Origin of the sequence: Streptococcus oriscaviae, from assembly GCF_018137985.1 — a bacterium.
GTDB classification, from domain to species: domain Bacteria; phylum Bacillota; class Bacilli; order Lactobacillales; family Streptococcaceae; genus Streptococcus; species Streptococcus oriscaviae.
Genome location: NZ_CP073084.1, coordinates 918,084 through 937,721, shown reverse-complemented (window position 1 = coordinate 937,721; position 19,638 = coordinate 918,084). Strand labels below are relative to the sequence as shown.

Sequence of the window (19,638 nt, the reverse complement as noted above, 5' to 3'; positions counted from 1 at the left end):
CCCTTGCAGGGCCTTTTTACTAGAAAGTGGGGATGCTAATGATTGGCTTGATTGCTGCTTGCTTGACGACCTTTGGATTTATTCCTCAGGTGATAAAAATTTTTCAGACCAAGGACACTTCAGCTATTTCACTGGGGATGTATACCATGACGGTAACAGGAATTTTCCTTTGGTTGGTTCATGGATTTATCATTGGGGATATTCCGCTGATTTTGGCAAACGGTTTCAGTTTTCTCTTGACAGGAACGATTTTAATTTGTAAACTAATATACAAATAATTCAGTAAAGGCTGGTGATTCTGATGTTACAATTTGTTTGGTCTTTGTTGCTGCTTGCTCTCATTGTAGTTCCATTGACATGGTTGATTGTTAAAACATCTAAGTGGGGTCTGACGCGAAGCCGAACAGGTGATGGCAGTAAGGTTGTCTACGTTATCCAATTTTTTAATATGGACGTTCTTCCGGACTTGTCCAAAAGTTCGGCCTTGATGGAAGTTCTGAAGATTCAGTTGACCAACCAAGAGTCCTATGTTGTTGAAAGTGCCGTATCAGACAAGCAGATAAAAGATCTTATTCAAAAGGAATTTTCTCTGGCAGACAAAGATCTGGTCGTGTTTTCAAAAAATTTTATGCAGTCTGTGTGACAGATCTGCTTCCAATCTCGGAAAAATCTACAAGGGAGATGATGGGAGTTCTTGCTCTATATGATGGTTGGAGCGGTTTTTGTTCATGGGGGCAGCAGGGCCGATAAGGCTTGTGGCTGCGAATATGTTTGCAATCCTAGCTTAGAAAATGGCTGGGATTTTTTGATAATGTGTCGGATTGCGCGAAACTTTCCGCAGTACTAAGGAAAGTCTTGCTATTGTCATAGAAAGCGTTTACAGATATACTGGAGATAGAAATAATCACAAATACATGGAGGAAGCCATTATGTCAAAAGCATTGATTATCTGTGCTGCTGGAATGTCATCATCTCTGATGGCTAAAAAAACAACGGAATATTTTGCAAGCAAGGGACAGGATATTCAGGTTGATGCGATTTCTGCTACTGAAGGGGCGAAGGCTATCGCGGAAGGGAAGTTTGATCTCTACTTAGTCAGTCCGCAGACAAAAATGTACTATGCTAATCTGAAAGATGCAGCGGATAAGGCTGGTAAGGCGATTGCGCAAATTCCACCGCAGGCCTACATTCCAATCCCGATGGGTATTGAAAAAATGGCGCAACTCATCGTGGACAATATCGGTTAGTCAACTTATCTAAACCATTATCTCATTCATTAAAAGGGGAAGTCATGCTGGGACCGAAAGAAAAATTGCTCGCTCAATTCTTATTTCAAAACCGCAACCAGTTTGTAACCAGCAAGGTTTTAGCTGACCAGCTTGGTTGCTCAGATCGAACGGTGCGGAACTATCTGAAAAACCTGACTGATGAACTGGCCAAGATTGACGGTCTTGAACTGCAATCCAAACAAGGCTACGGCTACCAGCTCATCGTTGAAAGAGAAGGTGAGGGGCTAGAATTTCTCACCGATAAGCAGATCCCCTTTGGAAAAGAGAACGTGGATATTTCAGATCGCCACAATTACATCATTAACAAACTTATTTTCGAGCAGGAAAACCTTCTGTTGGAAGATTTGGCTGACCAGCTCTATGTCAGCCGCTCAACCTTGTCAGCCGACTTGAAGAAGATACGCTCTGTCCTAGCCAAGCACCACTTGACGATTGAAAGCCGTGCCAACAAGGGGATTTACGTTCAGGGTGAGGAACACCACAAACGTCGCTTCATTATGGACTATTTCTTTAATGGACACTTTCTCAAGCATTTTCAGAGCTATGTGAGTGGGGATATTCTCAATCTGCCCATTAGCCTGGAAGAGTTGACCATGATTGTGCTGGATGGCTGCCGCAATGAAGAACTTTCCCTATCAGACTATGTGATACAGAATCTAGTCATCCACATTGCTTTAGCCATCAAACGCTTGGAAGACGGTTTTCAGATGTCTCCCATTGATGTGGACAAGGACAAGTTTGCCAGAGAGTTTCGGGTGGCACAAGGAATTGTGGAGCAGTTGGAGGAGCGCAGCCAGATTCATTTCCCACAGGAAGAAGCGACCTACATTGCCCTGCACTTGATTTCTAAAGGTCGCAATCTAGAGTCTAAGACGGATGCGGAAAGGGAACATCGTTTGCAGGATGAACTAGCAGAAGCCTTTCGCCAACTAGACGGAGTTTATGGCAGCCACTTCTTTTCGGACTATCCGCTGATGGAGGGGCTCTTAACCCACTTCCGAGTTCTCTTGGAGCGCCTGACCAATCGGATTCATCTGACCAATCCTTTGGTAGGCGAAATTAAGGAGCACTATCCAGATGCCTTTGAGCTGACCAAACAATTTATTAAGCGGGTACCTAGTTTAGCTATTTATCCCATCACGGATGATGAACTAGCCTATATCGCCCTTCACCTGATGGCTGCGCAAGAGCGTTACAAGGAAAAGAAAAAGGTCAATGTCCTTGTCATTTGTGCAACAGGATATGGCTCGGCGCAAATGTTGAAGCACCGCATTATCAATGAGCTGAATCCCTGCGTCCATGTAGTGGATGTGGTGGGTTATTATGACTTGGATGATGACTTGCTCAAGGGAGTGGATTTGATTATCTCCTCCATCGATTTGTCAACCTTGGTCTTCTCTGTTCCGGTTGTCACTGTCAGTGTCTTTTTAAAGGACGAAGAAGTGGCACGGGTCAAGGAAGCCCTATCCAAGATTGATGGGAAACATCCCTTGATAGACGAAAAAACCGGTCAAAATCTCGAAACAATCTTTGATGACTACTTTTCACAAGACATGTTCTTTATCGAAGAGCAGCTGGAGAAAAAGGAGGTCTTGGATAGGCTGGTTGACTGTTTGAATGAAACAGGCGATAACGGTTACCATCAGAAAATGCTGGAGCTAATCCAACAACGGGAGCAGATGTCAACAGTTGTCTTCAACGACCAGATAGCTGTTCCACATCCTATCAAGGCCTACGATAAACGCCACAAGATTGCCATAGGCATTGTCCGTCAAGGGGTAGACTGGGATCAGCACTTCCACGCCATCAAGCTTGTGTTTCTAGTATCACCTTCCATCTATGAAAATGATGGCTTGGCAGATTTAACCACTCTCTTGGTGCAGTTGACGGATAGACCAGACTTGCAGGCAGCCATTTGTGACTGCCAGGATTATCAGACATTTAAAACCCTATTGCTTTCAGTTGTATAAAAGGAGATAGTATGACAGCAGAAGAATTACAGGTAGCCGCCTTTGAAATTATTCTTTACAGCGGGAACTCTCGAACCCTTGTCCATGAAGCCTTTGCGGCCATGCGAAAGGGTGACTATGAAGAAGCAGCAAAACTCTTGGAAAACGCCAATGAAGAGTTGTTGCTGGCTCACAAGTCACAGACCAAGCTCTTGCAGGAATATGCTGGCGGAACAGAAATTAAAATCGAAATCATCATGGTTCATGCGCAAGATCACCTTATGACGACCATGACCCTCAGAGAAGTAGCCTTGGAAATGCTAGCTCTCTATCAAAAAGTAGCGTAAGGAGTAGGGCATGACAGAAACTAGTAAGAAACCATTCAAGTCAGCTGAGGACATCAAGCAAGAGCAAATCCAAAAGACCAATGCCTTCAATCGTTTCTTGCTCTTTCGTTACAGCTTGCCGGTCTTCTTCTTTGCCAATCTGTATTGGCTCATTATCCAACTAACTCACCTTAGTGTGTATATCCTTCTCCCGATTGTCATGGTGGCACTGATGGTTGCTGCTTTTGCAGAACAAGTGACACTTTTTGGGAAAACAGATATTTCGCTCAAGTTGACGAAACGGGCCTTGTTAGCCCAGAGGGTGATGAACCTGTTGGTGATGGGGCTTTTGCTTGTAGGACAAGGCCACAGTTTATTCCCTATTTTTTCAACAGTCAGTCAGACCCTTATTGCCCTTATCCTAATCCAGTTGGCAGGTCTGGTAATCATCAGCTATAATTTGCGCCGCATTGGCCAAATTGAACACAACTGCGATCCTTATTATTATCGGTTTCAAAAAATAAAACAATCTTACTAAAAAGGAGTTTCATTATGGAAGAACAACACGGATGGTTTGGTTTCCTAGAGAAGCATCTCATGGGACCTATGGGCAAGGTTGCCCAAATGAAGTTTGTGCGTGCGATTACTGCAGCGGGTATGGCGGCAGTACCGTTCACGATTGTTGGCTCAATGTTCTTGGTATTTAGTATCATCCCATTGGCCTTTGGATTTATCCCGGGCATTCAAGATTTCTTTGACGCCTCCTTTGCAAAATATACAAGCCTCTACATGGTGGCTAATACCGCTACTATGGGAATCTTGGCCCTCTACTTCAACTTGGCGATTGGCTATGAGTTGACGAAGATTTATGCCGAAGAAGAAAACCTGAACTTGACACCGCTCAATGGTGCCTTGCTAGCGCTCTTTGCCTTCATCATGGCTGTTCCGCAGGTTGTCTTTGAAGATGGGCTTATGACACTTGTTCATAGCCTAGACCCTGAAAGTACAGTCATTGTGAATGGTTGGGACATTAGCCGCTTGGGAACAACGGGTATCTTTACTGCTATTATCATGGCAGTAGCCGCAGTTCATCTCTACCGCCTCTGCGTGAAGAAAAACTGGGTTATCAAGATGCCTGACTCCGTTCCAGAAGGTGTTTCTCGTGGTTTCACAGCCTTGATTCCAAGTTTTGTGATTGCCTTCTTCGTTATTTTTGTTAATGGTGCCTTTGTTCTGTTAGGAACAGACATCTTCAAGGTTATCGCTGTTCCATTTGGCTTTGTAGCTAACCTGACAGATACTTGGTTTGGTCTGGTGATTATCTATCTCTTGACTCAGGCTCTCTGGATTGTTGGGATTCACGGTGCTAACATTGTCTTTGCCTTCGTATCTCCGATTGCCTTGGTCAACATGGCAGCCAATGCAGAAGGTGCTCGCAATATTGTAGCAGGTGAATTTTCGAACATGTTCGTTATCGCTGGTGGTTCCGGTGCAACTCTTGGACTCTGTATCTGGCTTGCGACCCGCGCTCGTTCCGAGCAACTCAGTGCCATCGGTAAGGCGGCTATCGTACCGGGCATCTTTAACATCAATGAGCCATTGATCTTTGGTTTGCCGATTATCTACAACCCAGCGCTAGCTATTCCGTTTATGCTTGCACCGATTGCTTCGATGACCGTTTACTACTTTGCTATGGAGCTAAACTTGGTCAACGCTGTCATTGGTCAGGTGCCATGGCCGACTCCAGTTGGTATCGGTGCCTTCCTTGGAACTGCTGACTGGCGTGCCATTATCCTTGCTTTGGTATGTAGCTTGGTAGCCTTCCTGGTTTACTATCCGTTTGTTCGTTCTTACGACAAGAAATTGTTGGCAGAAGAGCAGGCAGCAGCACAGTAAACGGATTTCCAATCCTTCGTTCCCCTAAAAAGTAGATGGCTTCTTTGCAGGTTATCTACTTTTTCTTTACTTTAGGAAAATCAGAAAATTGAAAGGCTAGGAAGGACAGAGTTTCTCTGTTTTTGCTGTTTATGCTCGATTAGGTTGGCCTATAAAACCGCTTGCAAATAACTAGGAATTTTGCTACTATAGTTCTAGGATTGTTACTGGTTGGCAGGCAAAACCTAAGCAGATAGGAATAGCAGAGGCTTTTTTGGCGTGCTGTTGCTATGTGTTTAGGTTATTTTTTATGAAAAATGACGGAGAAAAAAATGCTAAAAATTGAAAGAGTCTATAACAATAATGTTGTGCAGGCCAGCGATGAAAATGGCAAGGAATTGATCGTCATGGGAAGAGGACTGGGCTTTCAAAAGCGGTCTGGCGAATTCTTAAATCCCGACCAGATCGAAAAGACCTTTGTCCTGCAAAATGACCTTCAGATGACCGATATTCGGGAAATTTTTGGTACCCTGCCGCAAGAGGAATTAGGTCTGGTCAATCTCTTGATACATAAGGCAGAAGAAGCTCTTGAGACGACTTTTGAGTTGTCACTGTATGTGGCCTTGGCAGACCATTTGCACTTTGCCCTTGAACGAACCAAACAAGGCATGGCCCTAGAAAACCCGCTGGCTTGGGAAATCCGCAAGTTCTATCCCAAAGAATACCAGCTAGGCCTTGAAGCTCTGGCCTTGGTTCAGGAAAAATTGGGGCAGACTTTGGATAAGGCAGAAGCGTCTTCTCTTGCCCTGCACTTTGTCAATGCTCAAAAAAATGGCGCTCTGGGGAAAGAATCCTATACCATCGGTCGGATTGTAACTCAGATCTTGGACATCGTGCGCCTGCACTTTGGCTATGAGATGGATGAAAATGATACCAGCTACCATCGCTTTGTCATCCATGTCCAATATTTTGCCCAGCGGGTAGTCAACGGTTTGGTACAGGGAACCAACGACGCCTTCCTCTTTGAACAAGTACAGCAAAACTATCCTCAGGCCTTTGCCTGTACCAAGAAGATCAAGACCTATATTCGAGAGGCTTATAACTTTGAAATGAGCAAGGACGAACAGGTCTACTTAACCATTCACATTCAGCGTCTGAAGGGGTATTGACAAAATTTTTAAAAAAGTTTTAGAAAACGCTTGCAAAAATTTTTGCAATGTGCTATCATAATCTCAACAAAAGGATTGTTACTGGTTAGCAGGCAAAACCTAAATATATACAAGATACTCTTTTTGACATGGGTCAGAAGGCAGTGTTTGGTATATGTTTAGGTTTTTCTGTTTTTCCAGAAAAGAAAGGAGCCGGAAAATGGCAAAGGATTATACAGATTTAGCTACGGACATCGTAGCTCATGTCGGAGGCAAAGAGAATATCAGCAGCCTCAAGCACTGCGTGACCCGTCTTCGTTTTGGTCTCAAGGACGAAAGCAAGGCGGATACAGATTACTTGAAAGCGCGTGATGGTGTGGTGACCGTCGTTCAAGCTGGAGGTCAATATCAGGTGGTTATCGGAAACCACGTTCCAGATGTCTATGCCGCAGTTCAAAAGGTTGCCGGTATCGCAGGTGATGGCGCCTTGGATATTGACGAAGGCGATGGACCAAAGGGAAATCTCTTTGATCGCTTTGTAGACCTCATTTCTGGTGTCTTCCAACCCTCACTCGGTGTTTTAGCGGCTGCCGGTATCATCAAGGGTCTGGTTGCCATCTTGGCTGCGACCTTGAAGTGGAACAATGACAATAGTGCTATCTACGCTATTCTAAATGCCGCAGGCGATGGCTTCTTCCAGTTCTTGCCAGTTATTCTAGCATTTAATGCCGCTCGCAAATTCAAGATGAGCGAGTTTACCGGTATGGCCATTGCTATGGCCTTGGTCTATCCGACACTGCCAACCACTTTGGCAACCTTGACAGAAGCAGGACTCAACAATGTTTTTGGTATTCCATTTGTCCTGCCTGCGTCGGGTAGTTACTTACAGACAGTGGTGCCTGTCATTCTGGCAGTTTGGGTGGCATCTCATATCGAAAGATTTTTCAAGAAGATTACTCCAGATGTGGTCAAAGTGTTTATGGTGCCATTTGCAACCTTGTTGATAACAGTGCCATTAACCTTCTTGGTGGTAGGCCCTGTTGCCAACTATGCTTCTGATCTTCTATCTGCTGGTTTCACATCTGTTATGGATTTTAGCCCACTTCTTTATGGTATCCTCCTAGGTGTTTTCTGGCAGGTGATGGTTATGTTTGGTCTTCACTGGGCCTTGGTACCACTGGCTATCCTTCAATTCTCACAAAATAATTGGTCAGATGTGCTTATTCCTGCCAACTTGCCAAACTTTACTCAGACAGGTGTTCTTTTGGCTATTTTGTTGAAAACCAAGGAGCAAAAAGTTAAATCTGTGGCTATGCCAGCCTTCATTTCTTCTATCTTTGGTGTAACAGAGCCTGCTATCTACGGTGTGACCCTGCCGATGAAAACCCCATTCTATATCTCTTGTGCGGTATCAGGTTTAATCGGTGCTGGACTTTCCTTCTTTGAATTGAAGTCCTACTCAATGGGTGGTCTTGGTATCTTCCTCTTCCCAAGTTTCGTAAGTCCAGATACTGGAGTTACTCCAATGTGGATTATGATGGGCTTTGCGGTTGCTGCGGTTGTTATTTCCTTCGCTATCCAAATGATGCTTCCGGTTCCTTACTTGTACGGAGGACCAACTGAAAAAAAGTAGTGGAGACTCCTGAGGAGTCTGTACCAGAGCTAAAAGAAATCAAGCAAGAAATTCTTGCAAGTCCCCTTATTGGTAAGGTTGTGAAATTGGAAGACGTTCCAGATGCAGTATTTGCTTCAGGAGCTATGGGCAAGGGGATTGCCATCGACCCCCTAGATGGCATCCTTGTTTCTCCAGCCAAGGCAGAAGTGACCCTCGTTTTCCCAACCAAGCATGCCATTGGCCTTCGGACGGAAAATGGAGCAGAGCTTCTTATCCATATCGGTATGGATACGGTATCCCTTGCTGGTAAAGGATTTGAGTCCTTTGTGGCAGTCGGTGACAAGGTTGAAGCTGGACAAAAACTATTAGAATTTGATGTTCATGGCATTAAGGCAGCCGGTCTTCCGATTATTACTCCAATTATCGTTACAAATACTGCTGATTATGAAGACATTTTAGTCACACAAGAAAGTCAGCTCAACAGCGGAGACTACCTGTTAACGACAGTCAAATAAAACATTAGCAATGTGATAAGCCATTAAAAAGGGGCCAGGGAATCACTCCCCAGCTCCTTTTCTTGTTTGTTAATCGTTCAGAAACTCATTAAAAAGAAAGGAGGGTAGAGAAGAAGTCGGTTGTTTTGCGTGTTTGTTTTCATAAGGAAAGAGGTAAAATATGAAAAAGAAATTGTTTAAATGGCTGAGTTTGGTGCTGCTTTTCTTTTTAGCAGCCTGTGGCCAGACTAAGAAAGAAGAACCTGTCACTTTTAAGAATGACGTTACGCAAACCATCGCCAGTGGCCAGGTTAAGGGCAAGCAAGACCAGGGAAACGGAGTCTTGGAATGGTTGGGCATCCCTTATGCAGCGGCTCCTGTTGGGGATTTGAGATGGAAGGAGCCTCAGCCAGTTGAAGCTTGGACAGATACCTTTGATGCCACCAAAGTTGGTGAAAAGTTTGTCCAATTCACAAATGGTGAGGTCGTGGGTTCCGAAGGAGCCCTCAATCTGGATGTTGTTCGGCCGGATACGACCGAGGCTGGTCTGCCTGTCATTGTCTTTTTGCATGGGGGTAACAACCAGACGGGTCATGCCCAGGAAATCAAGGGTAATACCTTTGTCAAGGATGTCAATGCGGTCTATGTGTCGGTCAATTATCGCTTGGGAGTCCTAGGCTTCAACCCCTTGGAAGCCCTAAAGACAGGGACTGATTTAGAACAATCGGGCAACTTTACCCTCTTGGATATTGCCACCGCCCTAGATTGGGTACAGGAAAATATTGAAGTCTTTGGCGGAGACAAGAACAATGTGACCCTGGCTGGTTTTTCAGCTGGAGGGCGTGATGTCATGGCTACCCTTATTTCTCCCCTCTTTGAAGGCAAGTACCACAAGGCTATTTCTTTCAGCGGGGGCATGACCTTGGCGGATGAGGCGGAGAGTCAGGATATTTTTGCGACTGCCCTAGCCCCGCTGGTTGTGGAAGATGGCGTCAAGGCAGACCAGACTGCGGCCAAGGAGTGGTTGCGGACCAGTGGCAAGGATGTTCAAGACTATCTGTATGGTCTATCCGCTGACCGTCTGGCACCACTCATGGGCAATGCCGGCATCCGGATGTCAGTCTTCCCTCATCTCTACAAGGATGGCACAGTTATTCCTGAAGAAGGTTTTGACACCAAGAACTACAATGATGTTCCCCTGCTCTTGGTGACAGGAACCAGCGAGTTTTCCCTCTTTACAGCCTTTGACAAACGCTTTGCGGCTTCTGTCGGCGATGGCAGTCTCTTCAAGGATGAAAACTTGCTCAAGGAGTTTACCTATGCAGAAACCTATGGCAGCCAGCTCTATCGCCTGTCCAATACGGTTGAAAGTGCTCGAATCATGACTGGAAATTATAACTCGCCTATCTACATCAGCCAGATTTCCTTTGGGGATGATGGGGCTTCTGCTCCAACGGTTGCCGGTCTACTGGGAGCTTTCCACGGTGTATTTGAGCCGCTTTTACAAACTCCATCCAACTATGCAACCTTCATCGGAGATGATTTTGAATCCGCAGGGGCCAAGGAATTGAGCAAGGATTTCAAGGCCTATCTCAAACAGTTTGTGACCACGGGTGATCCAAATGGGGCTGACCTGCCCAAATGGGAAGCCTGGACGGCCTCCAACCAAGAGGTGCTGAGCATGGATGCGGACTTGGAGAAGGTCAAGATTGAAATGTCCAGCGACAAGGAAAGGGCAGAAGACATCCTAGCCAAGATGGAAGCGGATGCGACTCTGTCAACCGCCATCAAGGATGAGCTCAACAAAACCGTCCTCAATGGACGCTGGTTTAGTTCGGTCATTGATGCCAAGTATGGGGAATAGAGCTTCAAAAGATTCTGAGGCAAGAAAAAGGCTGGACGAGGTACGTCCAGTCCTACTTTAGTGGCTATGATATTGTTGATCCCGCTCAGGGATGTTTTCTTGGTCAGAGCGGTAACGCTCCGCACGCACCACAAGGCCATACTTTTCTCGCAGGTTCAGAATGTCCTGCATCATAGGCGAAGCATGGTGGAAGTCGAGGGCCTCTTGGTCTGCCCAAGCATCCACTAGGAGGACAGTCTCAGGGTCCGACAGGGAGTGGTAGTAGTGGTAGACCAGATTGCCCGGCTCTTGACGAATCTTTTCTGCGATGCCTGTTTCTTCCATTTCCTTGACAAAAAGCAGAGCGGAACCATTGGTTCCAGTGTAGTACAGTTGCATAGTAATCATGAGTTGGTCTTCCTTTCTAGTTTGTGAGGCCGCGCAGCGACATAATTTCTCTCCTTGCGAAATTGTTTGCGGTAGCGGCTGGGGGTGACTTTGTAGTAGCGTTTGAACTGGCGGTTAAAGTTGGATAAGTTGTTAAACCCAACCTGATTGGAGATGTCAAGAATGGGCTTCATGCTGGTTGTCAGAAGCGTACAGGCCTCGCGCAGTCGGACTTGGATGACAAATTCCATGCAGGAAGTACCCGTGTGCTGTTTGAAAACAGACATAAAGTGGGTCTTGCTATATCCCATATAATCAGCCATCGCCTCAATCGTCAGATTGTCCTGATAATGGTGGTGAATGTGGTCAATCAGCCCGCGCAGCTTTTCATTTTTCCGATAAAGGTCATCGGTATTTTTCCTGAGAATATAGCCATAGCGGTAAAGTAGATGGAGCAACTCAAACAGCTGGCTTTTGAGCGACAGTTCATAATAGGGCTCGGGAGCTTGAACTAGCGAAAAAATCCGGAAAAGACATTCCTTGACAGGGGCATAGCCCTCCTGATGAGGCTGGATGCGTGGAACAAACTTAAAACCATCGTTTTGCAGGGGCTGGAGGTAGAGCATGGAGGTCTGATCCAAGATAGATGCCCCCAGCAAATCCAGATGCCAGACAAAGGTGTCGGTCACATGTTCCTCGTTTTCAATCGGGTGAATAGAGTGCATAGCATTGGGCCGCATGAGGATGATGTCGCCGGCTTGACTGTCAAAGTAGTCATAGTCGATATGATAACGAGCAGTTCCTTCATAGACGTAGTTGATTTCAATTTCGTTGTGCCAATGAAAGAGGACATCGGGAATCCCCTGCTTGACATGGGTGTAGTAGTACTTAAAAGGCAGCAGCTGATTATCATAGTCAATCTGGTGCTGGAAAAATTGATCGGTGAGATGTTTCTTCATAAAAACCTCCGAATCAGATGATAGTATCATTATACCATATTATTGGGCAAGAAAAGGGTTTTCAATCCATTTATACTATATTTATAAGAAAAAATAAGTTGAGGAAGTAAGAACATGAAGATTGAATATGTTGCCCTTTATGTCAGGGATTTAGAAGGGGCAAGGACCTTCTTTGAAACCTATTTTGAGGGCAATACCATTGAATTGACAGTTTAGGTCTTTTCTTCTCAATTTGTAAAAAATATTAAAAAAGGAGGGCAGTTATGCCTAGATTTCCAAAAAATTTCCTCTGGGGAGGAGCTATTGCAGCCAACCAAGCAGAAGGTGCTTACAATGTAGACGGACGCGGTTTGGTTCAAACCGATGTGACCACCGGAGGCTCTGTCAACAGCCCTCGCTATACAACCTACATTGATAAGGACGGCAAGCCAGGTAAGTATGCTTCCATGGGGCATGCAGGAGGTCATCTGCCAGAAGGAGCGACCTATGCCGTCCTAGAAGACCACTATTATCCAAACCACAAAGCTGTGGATTTCTATCACCGCTACAAAGAAGACATCAAGCTCTTCGCAGAAATGGGTTACTCTGTTTTCCGCTTGTCGATTTCCTGGGCACGGATTTTCCCAAATGGTGATGATGCAGAGCCAAACCAAGCAGGTCTTGATTTCTATCGTTCTGTTTTTGAAGAATGCCGCAAGTATGGTATTGAGCCATTGGTTTCCATTTGGCACTTCGATACACCTTTGAGCTTGGAGCAACGCTATGGTGGTTGGACCAATCGTAAGCTCGTTGATTTTTATGTCAAGTATGCAGAAACCATTTTCAAGGAATACAAGGGTCTTGTCAAATACTGGTTGACCTTCAATGAAATCAACGGCGGTATCATGTTCTTGGATCTCTTTGGTGATGAGATGACTGACCAGGATTATCAAGATGCCTACCAAAGCCTTCACCATCAATTTGTTGCCTCAGCCAAGGCTGTTCAAATCGGGCATGAGATTGACCCAGAATACAAGATTGGGAACATGATTTGTGGTATTGCCTTCTACCCTGGCACCTGTGACCCAGCAGATATCCTTGCCAACCAACACGCTTGGGAGCAAAACATCCACTATTGTGGTGATGTACAGGCAAAAGGAAAATATGGTACCTACGCTAAACGCCTCTGGGCAGAGCATAATGTGGTGGTTGAGATGGCTGAGGATGACTTGGAAGTTCTGGCCAAAGGGAAAGTTGATATGTACACCTTCTCCTACTATATGTCAACGGTCGTAACGACTCATCAGTCAGATGATACCGTTTCAGGAAACTTCTCAGCAGGTGCGAAAAACCCTTACTTGACTTACTCAGACTGGGGTTGGGCACATGACCCGTCAGGCCTCCAATACTACCTTGAAAAAATGTATGACCGCTATGAAATTCCACTCATGGTTGTTGAAAATGGTTTGGGAGCCTTTGATACAGTTGAAGAAGATGGATCGATTCATGATGATTACCGCATCGACTACCACCGTGCCCATGTCAATGCTATGGCAGATGCCATTGCTAATGGTGTCGATTTGATTGGTTATACCACTTGGGGCTGTATTGACCTAGTATCAGCAGGAACAGGTGAAATGCGCAAGCGCTATGGCTTCATCTATGTAGATATGGATGATGCTGGAAATGGGACACTTGCTAGAACACCAAAAGATTCATTCTACTGGTACAAGAAAGTCATTGCCAGCAATGGTGAGGATGTAGAATAAGGAAGACTTACTTCTGTATGACAAAAAGATTGCTTTTTAGGGCCGATGATTTAGGTTATTCTGAAGCGGTAAATTACGGAATTGAAAAAACCATAAAGGATGGCTTGATAAAGAGTGTTGGTGTCATGGTAAATATGCCGGCTACAGATCATGGAGTTCAATTGATAAAAGGCTATGATATTGCAGTCGGCCTTCATACAAATATTTGTGTAGAAACTCCCTTAACCGATCCAAGTCTGATTCCGAGTCTTGTAGATGAAAAAGGTCATTTTAAGACTTCCCAAGAATTTCGGGAGTCCAAAGAAGACTTTGTCGTATTTGAGGAAGTTGTGCTAGAAATTGAGGCTCAGTATCATAAGTTTGTCGAATTGTTGGGGCGTCAACCCGATTACTTCGAAGGACACGCAGTGATGTCAGCAAATTTTTTCAGGGGATTAGAATACGTTGCAGAAAAATATAATCTGAAGTATTCGGGGTTTTCTATGGACGGTAGGCCAATAAGGATAGGAAATACTCTCGTGAAGATCAACTTGGAAGCCATGTTACCTCATTATGATCCGTTTGATATGGTGAAAAGAATAGTAAACAGTTCTCAAGAGGATTGCGTTCAATTGATTGTTTTCCATCCAGGGTATATAGATGACTACCTTATGACCAACTCTAGTTTGACGATTCCTCGTATTAAAGAGGTGACATTTTTAACAAGTCCTCAATCTGTTCAGTGGCTTGCCCATCAAGCGGTAGAGTTGCTTGACTACCGAACGTTATAATAAAATAGCGCGCCTCTACAATATTTGTTAACATATCCCATTAGTCGGAGTAGGACAGCTTAGTGGAAAAACGGTAGTTTACCGTTTTTCTTACAGCTATAAAAATGAATCAATAAAGGAGACGAGCAATGACAGATAAACGATTTCCAGACGGTTTCCTCTGGGGTGGGGCAACAGCCGCCAACCAGTTTGAGGGAGGATTTGGTGAGGGAGGCCGCGGCTTTGCGACCTCTGATACAGCCAGGGCAGTCAATCCAGAAGAGCGCAAGTCCATGACCGGAGAATTTACAACACCCATGAACCGTGAAAGACTGGATTTTGCCCTTCAGGATACAGAAGGACTTTATCCAAAGCGCTGGGGTTCTGATTTTTACCACCGCTACAAGGAGGACATCGCCCTCTACGCGGAAATGGGTTTTAAGACTTTCCGTCTCTCCATCGCCTGGCCACGGATTTTTCCAAAGGGAGATGAGTTGGAGCCCAATGAAGAAGGACTGGCCTTCTATGACAAGGTCTTTGATGAGCTCAACAAGTACGGTATCGAGCCCTTGGTGACCCTGTCCCACTACGAATTTCCCATTCATCTGGTGACCGAGTACGGTGGCTGGAAGAACCGCAAGGTGATTGACTTCTTTGTTCGTTATGCGGAAACGGTCTTCAAGCGTTACAAGGGCAAGGTTAAGTACTGGCTGACCTTCAATGAAATCAATATTCTCGGTCTGACAGGCTACTTGTCAGGCGGCCTCCTCTTTGAAGATGGCAAACTCCATTTGGATGAGATGTACCAGGCTGTCCACCATCAATTTATCGCTTCAAGCTTGGCAACCAAGGCTGCCCATGAGATTGACCCAGAAAACAAGGTGGGCTGTATGTTGGCTCGGATGGAGGCCTATCCAGCAACCTGCCATCCAGATGATATCCTCCACGCGGTGCAGAGGGAGCAGGCTAATCTCTTCTATTCTGACGTCCAAATTCGGGGAGCCTATCCGCGCTACATGAATCGTTTCTTCAAGGAAAATAATATCCAGATTCAGTTTGAGCCAGGAGATGAAGCCATTCTCAAGCAGTACCCAGTGGACTTTATGAGTTTCTCCTACTACATGACCTCTGTGACCCGTCACCCCAACAACCAAAGTCCTGAGCAACAAGCCACCGCAGGTAATCTCCTGCTGGGCGAAGCCAATCCATACCTGGAGGCTTCGGACTGGGGCTGGCAAATTGACCCTGTCGGACTTCGTACCACCCTCAACAAACTCTATGACCGCTATCAGGTGCCCCTTTTCATCGTGGAAAATGGCCTGGGTGCCCTGGACGTGGTCGAAGAAGATGGTGCTATCCATGACAGCTACCGGATTGACTATTTGGAAAAACATGTCCAGCAGATGTACGAAGCCATTGAGGACGGAGTGGAGCTCATGGGCTACACCTGGTGGGGTTGTACAGACCTAGTTTCAGCTTCGACTTCTGAAATGTCCAAACGCTACGGCTTTGTCTATGTCGATGCGGATGATCAGGGTCAAGGAAGCTTTGACCGGTCTCGCAAGGATTCCTTCTTCTATTACAGAGATTTGATTGCAAGCAACGGCGCTACGGCCTTGAATGACTAGGAGGTTATATGTCAAAAACCATTTACTTAATGCGACATGGCGAAACCCTGTTCAACACACAAAAACGGGTTCAGGGCTGGTGCGACTCTCCCTTGACGCAAAAGGGGATTGAGCAGGCTCAGGCGGTCGGCGCCTACTTCAAACGACAAGGTATTGCATTTGATGCCGCCTATTCGTCAACACAAGAGCGGGCAACCGATACCTTGAAGTTGGTAACGGATACTCCTTACCAGCAGCTCAAAGGGCTGAAAGAGATGAACTTCGGTATCTTTGAAGCAAGAGAAGAGGAATTACTGCCCAAGCACCGGCCGGGTTCACGCTCTTTTGAAGATTTGCTGGTACCGTTTGGCGGAGAAGACATTCATGAAGTGGGCAGGCGGGTAGAAGAGGCTATTCTTTCTGTGGCAGAAACAGACCCAGCCCAGTCCATTCTCATGGTCAGCCATGGAGCAGCTATTTGGGGCTTGGTACAGGTCTTAGATGTTCAATTTCCCCCAGGAGTTTTTTTACCTAACTGCGCCATTTGCCAACTAAATTATGAAGATGGGCAAATCCAGTTTGAACACTTGATTGACCCTCAGAATGATTTCAAGGTTTATGATTTGTAACGAGGTAAACGTTATGAAAAAAGTCTATCTCATGCGCCATGGACAGACTCGCTTTAATCTGCAAAAACGCATCCAAGGAGCCTGTGATTCTCCCTTGACAGAAGAAGGGATTGCTCAGGCTCGGGCAGCCCATGATTATTTCACGGAACAGGGCATCCAATTTGACCGCGTTTACTCTTCAACTCAGGAAAGAGCCTGTGATACAGCAGAGCTTGTCAGCGGCCGAACAGATTATATTCGCTTTTGAAAGGCTTGAAAGAACAGGATTTCGGTGCCTTTGAGGGTCAGCAGGAGTACCTCAATCCGCCCTTGCAGGGTGATATTGGTTACGGAGATTATTTCGTGACCTACGGGGGCGAAGATTATATGACGGTTCGTTTGCGGATGGAAGCAACCATGCGGGATATTTTGAACAATCCTGACAATCAGACGGTACTCGTTGTCGGTCACGGGGCTACCATTGCCCAATTTTTAAGACATGTCCTGACAGATTTCCCAAGGGTTCCGATGCGAAATTGTGCCATCATGGAGTTTAATTACCAAGATGGTCGTTATGACCTTTTATCCATTGTAGACCCAGTGAATAGGGAAGTCCTCTGTCAAAAAGAAACCAACTAATAAAGGAGAAAGAAATGACACCATTAAAACCATTTCCAGACGGATTTTTATGGGGTGGCGCAACAGCTGCCAACCAGTGTGAAGGTGCCTACAATGTAGACGGCCGCGGCCTGGCCAATGTGGATGTCGTGCCTATTGGGGAAGACCGCGGAGCCATCATTACCGGCCGCAAGAAGATGTTTGATTTTGAGGATGGCTATTTCTATCCAGCCAAGGAATCCATCGATATGTACCATCGATTCAAGGAAGACATCGCCCTCTTTGGCGAAATGGGCTTTAAAACCTACCGCCTCTCCATCGCCTGGACCCGTATTTTCCCTAAGGGGGATGAGGCTGAGCCAAATGAAGCAGGCCTGAAATTCTACGAAGATCTCTTCAAAGAATGCCACAAGTATGGCATCGAGCCTTTGGTCACTATCACCCACTTTGACTGCCCCATGCACCTGATTGAAACCTATGGTGGCTGGCGTAGCCGCAAGATGCTGGGCTTCTATGAAAATCTCTGCCGTGCCCTCTTTACCCGTTACAAGGGCCTGGTCAAATACTGGCTAACCTTCAATGAAATCAATATGATTCTCCACGCGCCATTTATGGGGGCAGGGCTCTGCTTTGAAGAAGGGGAAAACGAAGATTTGGTCAAATACCAGGCGGCCCACCATGAGCTGGTGGCTTCCGCCATTGCGACCAAAATCGCCCATGAAGTAGACCCAGAAAACAAGGTCGGCTGTATGCTGGCGGCAGGCCAATACTATCCCCATACCTGCCATCCGCGCGACTACTGGGAAGCCATGCAGGAAGACCGGGAAAACTATTTCTTTATCGATGTGCAATCCCGTGGTGAATATCCAAACTACGCCAAGAAGAAATGGGAAAAACTGGGCCTTGAGCTGGAAATGACCGAGGAAGACCTGGCCCTGCTCAAGGAGCACACTGTCGACTTCATTTCCTTCTCCTACTATTCAAGCCGCGTCGCTACTGGCGATCCAGCTGTCAAAGAACAAACCCAGGGCAATATCTTTGCCTCCATTAAAAACCCTTACCTGGACGCATCCGAGTGGGGCTGGCAGATTGACCCGTTGGGCCTCCGTATCACCCTCAACGCCATCTGGGATCGCTACCAAAAACCAATGTTCATCGTTGAAAATGGACTGGGTGCCATCGATACACCAGATGAAAATGGCTATGTAGCGGATGATTACCGCATCGACTACCTCCGGGCCCACATCGAGACCATGAACCAAGCCATTCATGAGGACGGAGTGGTTCTCTGGGGCTACACCACTTGGGGCTGTATCGACCTCGTATCAGCCGGCACGGGCGAAATGAAGAAACGCTACGGCTTTATCTACGTAGACCGTGACAATGAGGGCAATGGCACCCTCAAACGCTCCAAGAAGAAATCCTTTGACTGGTACAAGAAGGTCATCGCCTCAAACGGAAGCGATATTGAATAAGCGAGAAAGACAGGCCTACGTCGGGCCTGTTTTGACTTTTTACTAACTCTTTGATAGTCTGGAAGAAGGGAGGAAATGAGCAGTGAAGAAATGGCTAGGTTTGTTTGGTATTATCTTATTGGGAGTCGCTCTATTTTTCTGCTTTCAAGTATCAGGCAAGAAACCGTCAGATTATGGAGTCTTCATCGGGATGGAAAAGAAAGATTTGCTTCAACTTTCCAAATCCTATCAGACCTTGGTTTTGGATGTGACCTATCTAGACAAAACCGATATCAAACAACTTCATTTTCGCTCTCGGCAGATTTTTGCCTACCTCAATATTGGGGCCCTGGAAACATCCAATTCCTTCTATCAGGATTTCAAGGATTTGACTTTCAAACCCTATGACAACTGGCCAGATGAATCCTGGATTCATGTGACGGATTCAGCCTGGCAGGATTTTCTGGTTCACCAGCTGGCCCAAAGTTTGAAGGACAAGGGGGTAGATGGCCTCTTTTTGGATAACTTTGATGTCTATGATCATGACCAGCGGCCAGAGGTGTATGCTAGTTTGGTCCAATTATTGAAGGAATTTCAGACGATGAACCTACCCGTCATCATCAACGGTGGTTCGACCTTTGTTTCACAATTTCTTGCTGAAGATCCTCAGCTCGCAAGACAGCTCATCTACGCAGTCAATCAAGAAAGTGTCTTTTTAGCTTACGATTTTGATGCGGGCAAACCTGTTCAACAGACTGCAGAAGCAGAAGATTTTTATCTGGACTATTTGAACAATCTCTCCCAGACCGGCCTCCAAGTCTTTCTCATCGAATACGGAGCTGATTCACATCAGGCACATCAGATTTCAAAACAGTGTCAAGACCTGAACTACACACTGTATCTGGCCCCGAGCATCTTGCTGGATAGGGAGTGATTACCTTCCAAAGAAATGATATTTCCCCTGCAAGA

Annotated in this window: 17 protein-coding genes and 2 pseudogenes; 17 read left to right on the top strand and 2 right to left on the bottom strand. The window is 45.9% G+C overall.

What is annotated here, in order from left to right:
- The first annotated feature begins 38 nt into the window (after window positions 1–38).
- From INT76_RS04735 to INT76_RS04690, 10 genes and pseudogenes are all read left to right on the top strand, one after another.
- A complete protein-coding gene (locus INT76_RS04735; protein WP_212573023.1) occupies window positions 39–278 on the top strand; it encodes a SemiSWEET transporter in 240 nt (79 codons plus the stop codon).
- A 23-nt stretch (window positions 279–301) separates the two neighbouring features.
- A complete protein-coding gene (locus INT76_RS04730; protein WP_212572708.1) occupies window positions 302–643 on the top strand; it encodes a hypothetical protein in 342 nt (113 codons plus the stop codon).
- A gap of 286 nt (window positions 644–929) precedes the next feature.
- The gene (locus tag INT76_RS04725; protein WP_212572706.1) at window positions 930–1,247 is read left to right on the top strand and encodes a PTS cellobiose transporter subunit IIB; all 318 of its coding nucleotides are present in this window, start codon (window positions 930–932) and stop codon (window positions 1,245–1,247) included.
- Window positions 1,248–1,291: 44 nt separating this feature from the next.
- Complete coding sequence (locus INT76_RS04720) at window positions 1,292–3,259, top strand: BglG family transcription antiterminator (RefSeq protein ID WP_212572704.1); 1,968 nt, start codon at window positions 1,292–1,294, stop codon at window positions 3,257–3,259.
- A gap of 11 nt (window positions 3,260–3,270) precedes the next feature.
- Window positions 3,271–3,585, top strand: a complete 315-nt coding sequence (locus INT76_RS04715; protein ID WP_212572702.1) for a PTS cellobiose transporter subunit IIA — start codon at window positions 3,271–3,273, stop codon at window positions 3,583–3,585.
- Between the two features lie 10 nt (window positions 3,586–3,595).
- Window positions 3,596–4,102 carry a hypothetical protein gene (locus INT76_RS04710; protein WP_212572700.1) on the top strand — a complete coding sequence of 169 codons (507 nt, stop codon included), beginning with the start codon at window positions 3,596–3,598 and terminating at the stop codon, window positions 4,100–4,102.
- A gap of 14 nt (window positions 4,103–4,116) precedes the next feature.
- Window positions 4,117–5,460: a PTS cellobiose transporter subunit IIC gene (gene celB, locus INT76_RS04705; protein WP_212572698.1), complete on the top strand. Its 1,344-nt coding sequence runs from the start codon at window positions 4,117–4,119 to the stop codon at window positions 5,458–5,460.
- 311 nt (window positions 5,461–5,771) lie between these two features.
- Complete coding sequence (gene licT / locus INT76_RS04700; protein ID WP_212572696.1) at window positions 5,772–6,608, top strand: BglG family transcription antiterminator LicT; 837 nt, start codon at window positions 5,772–5,774, stop codon at window positions 6,606–6,608.
- A gap of 199 nt (window positions 6,609–6,807) precedes the next feature.
- Window positions 6,808–8,717, top strand: a pseudogene (locus tag INT76_RS04695) (beta-glucoside-specific PTS transporter subunit IIABC).
- A 160-nt stretch (window positions 8,718–8,877) separates the two neighbouring features.
- Complete coding sequence (locus INT76_RS04690) at window positions 8,878–10,560, top strand: carboxylesterase family protein (protein ID WP_212572694.1); 1,683 nt, start codon at window positions 8,878–8,880, stop codon at window positions 10,558–10,560.
- A 57-nt stretch (window positions 10,561–10,617) separates the two neighbouring features.
- On the opposite strand, the gene INT76_RS04685 is transcribed toward INT76_RS04690, so the two are convergent.
- Both INT76_RS04685 and INT76_RS04680 read right to left on the bottom strand, forming a co-directional pair.
- Window positions 10,618–10,947 carry a putative quinol monooxygenase gene (locus tag INT76_RS04685; RefSeq protein WP_212572692.1) on the bottom strand — a complete coding sequence of 110 codons (330 nt, stop codon included), beginning with the start codon at window positions 10,945–10,947 and terminating at the stop codon, window positions 10,618–10,620.
- Window positions 10,944–11,885, bottom strand: a complete 942-nt coding sequence (locus INT76_RS04680) for an AraC family transcriptional regulator (RefSeq protein ID WP_212572690.1) — start codon at window positions 11,883–11,885, stop codon at window positions 10,944–10,946. The genes INT76_RS04685 and INT76_RS04680 overlap by 4 nt, the downstream gene beginning before the upstream one ends.
- A gap of 263 nt (window positions 11,886–12,148) precedes the next feature.
- Between INT76_RS04680 and INT76_RS04670 the strand changes: the two genes are divergently transcribed.
- The 7 genes and pseudogenes from INT76_RS04670 to INT76_RS04640 all read left to right on the top strand — a co-directional run bounded on the left by INT76_RS04670 (window position 12,149) and on the right by INT76_RS04640 (window position 19,603).
- The gene (locus INT76_RS04670) at window positions 12,149–13,633 is read left to right on the top strand and encodes a family 1 glycosylhydrolase (RefSeq protein ID WP_212572688.1); all 1,485 of its coding nucleotides are present in this window, start codon (window positions 12,149–12,151) and stop codon (window positions 13,631–13,633) included.
- 17 nt (window positions 13,634–13,650) lie between these two features.
- Window positions 13,651–14,403: a ChbG/HpnK family deacetylase gene (locus INT76_RS04665; RefSeq protein WP_212572686.1), complete on the top strand. Its 753-nt coding sequence runs from the start codon at window positions 13,651–13,653 to the stop codon at window positions 14,401–14,403.
- Between the two features lie 128 nt (window positions 14,404–14,531).
- The gene (locus INT76_RS04660; RefSeq protein ID WP_212572684.1) at window positions 14,532–16,010 is read left to right on the top strand and encodes a 6-phospho-beta-glucosidase; all 1,479 of its coding nucleotides are present in this window, start codon (window positions 14,532–14,534) and stop codon (window positions 16,008–16,010) included.
- Between the two features lie 8 nt (window positions 16,011–16,018).
- Window positions 16,019–16,618, top strand: coding sequence for a histidine phosphatase family protein (locus tag INT76_RS04655; protein ID WP_212572682.1), 600 nt, complete (start codon window positions 16,019–16,021; stop codon window positions 16,616–16,618).
- Between the two features lie 13 nt (window positions 16,619–16,631).
- A pseudogene (locus tag INT76_RS04650) lies at window positions 16,632–17,236 on the top strand (histidine phosphatase family protein).
- Window positions 17,237–17,250: 14 nt separating this feature from the next.
- Window positions 17,251–18,690, top strand: a complete 1,440-nt coding sequence (locus INT76_RS04645; RefSeq protein ID WP_212572680.1) for a 6-phospho-beta-glucosidase — start codon at window positions 17,251–17,253, stop codon at window positions 18,688–18,690.
- A gap of 82 nt (window positions 18,691–18,772) precedes the next feature.
- Window positions 18,773–19,603: an endo alpha-1,4 polygalactosaminidase gene (locus tag INT76_RS04640; protein ID WP_212572678.1), complete on the top strand. Its 831-nt coding sequence runs from the start codon at window positions 18,773–18,775 to the stop codon at window positions 19,601–19,603.
- Window positions 19,604–19,638: the final 35 nt, after the last annotated feature.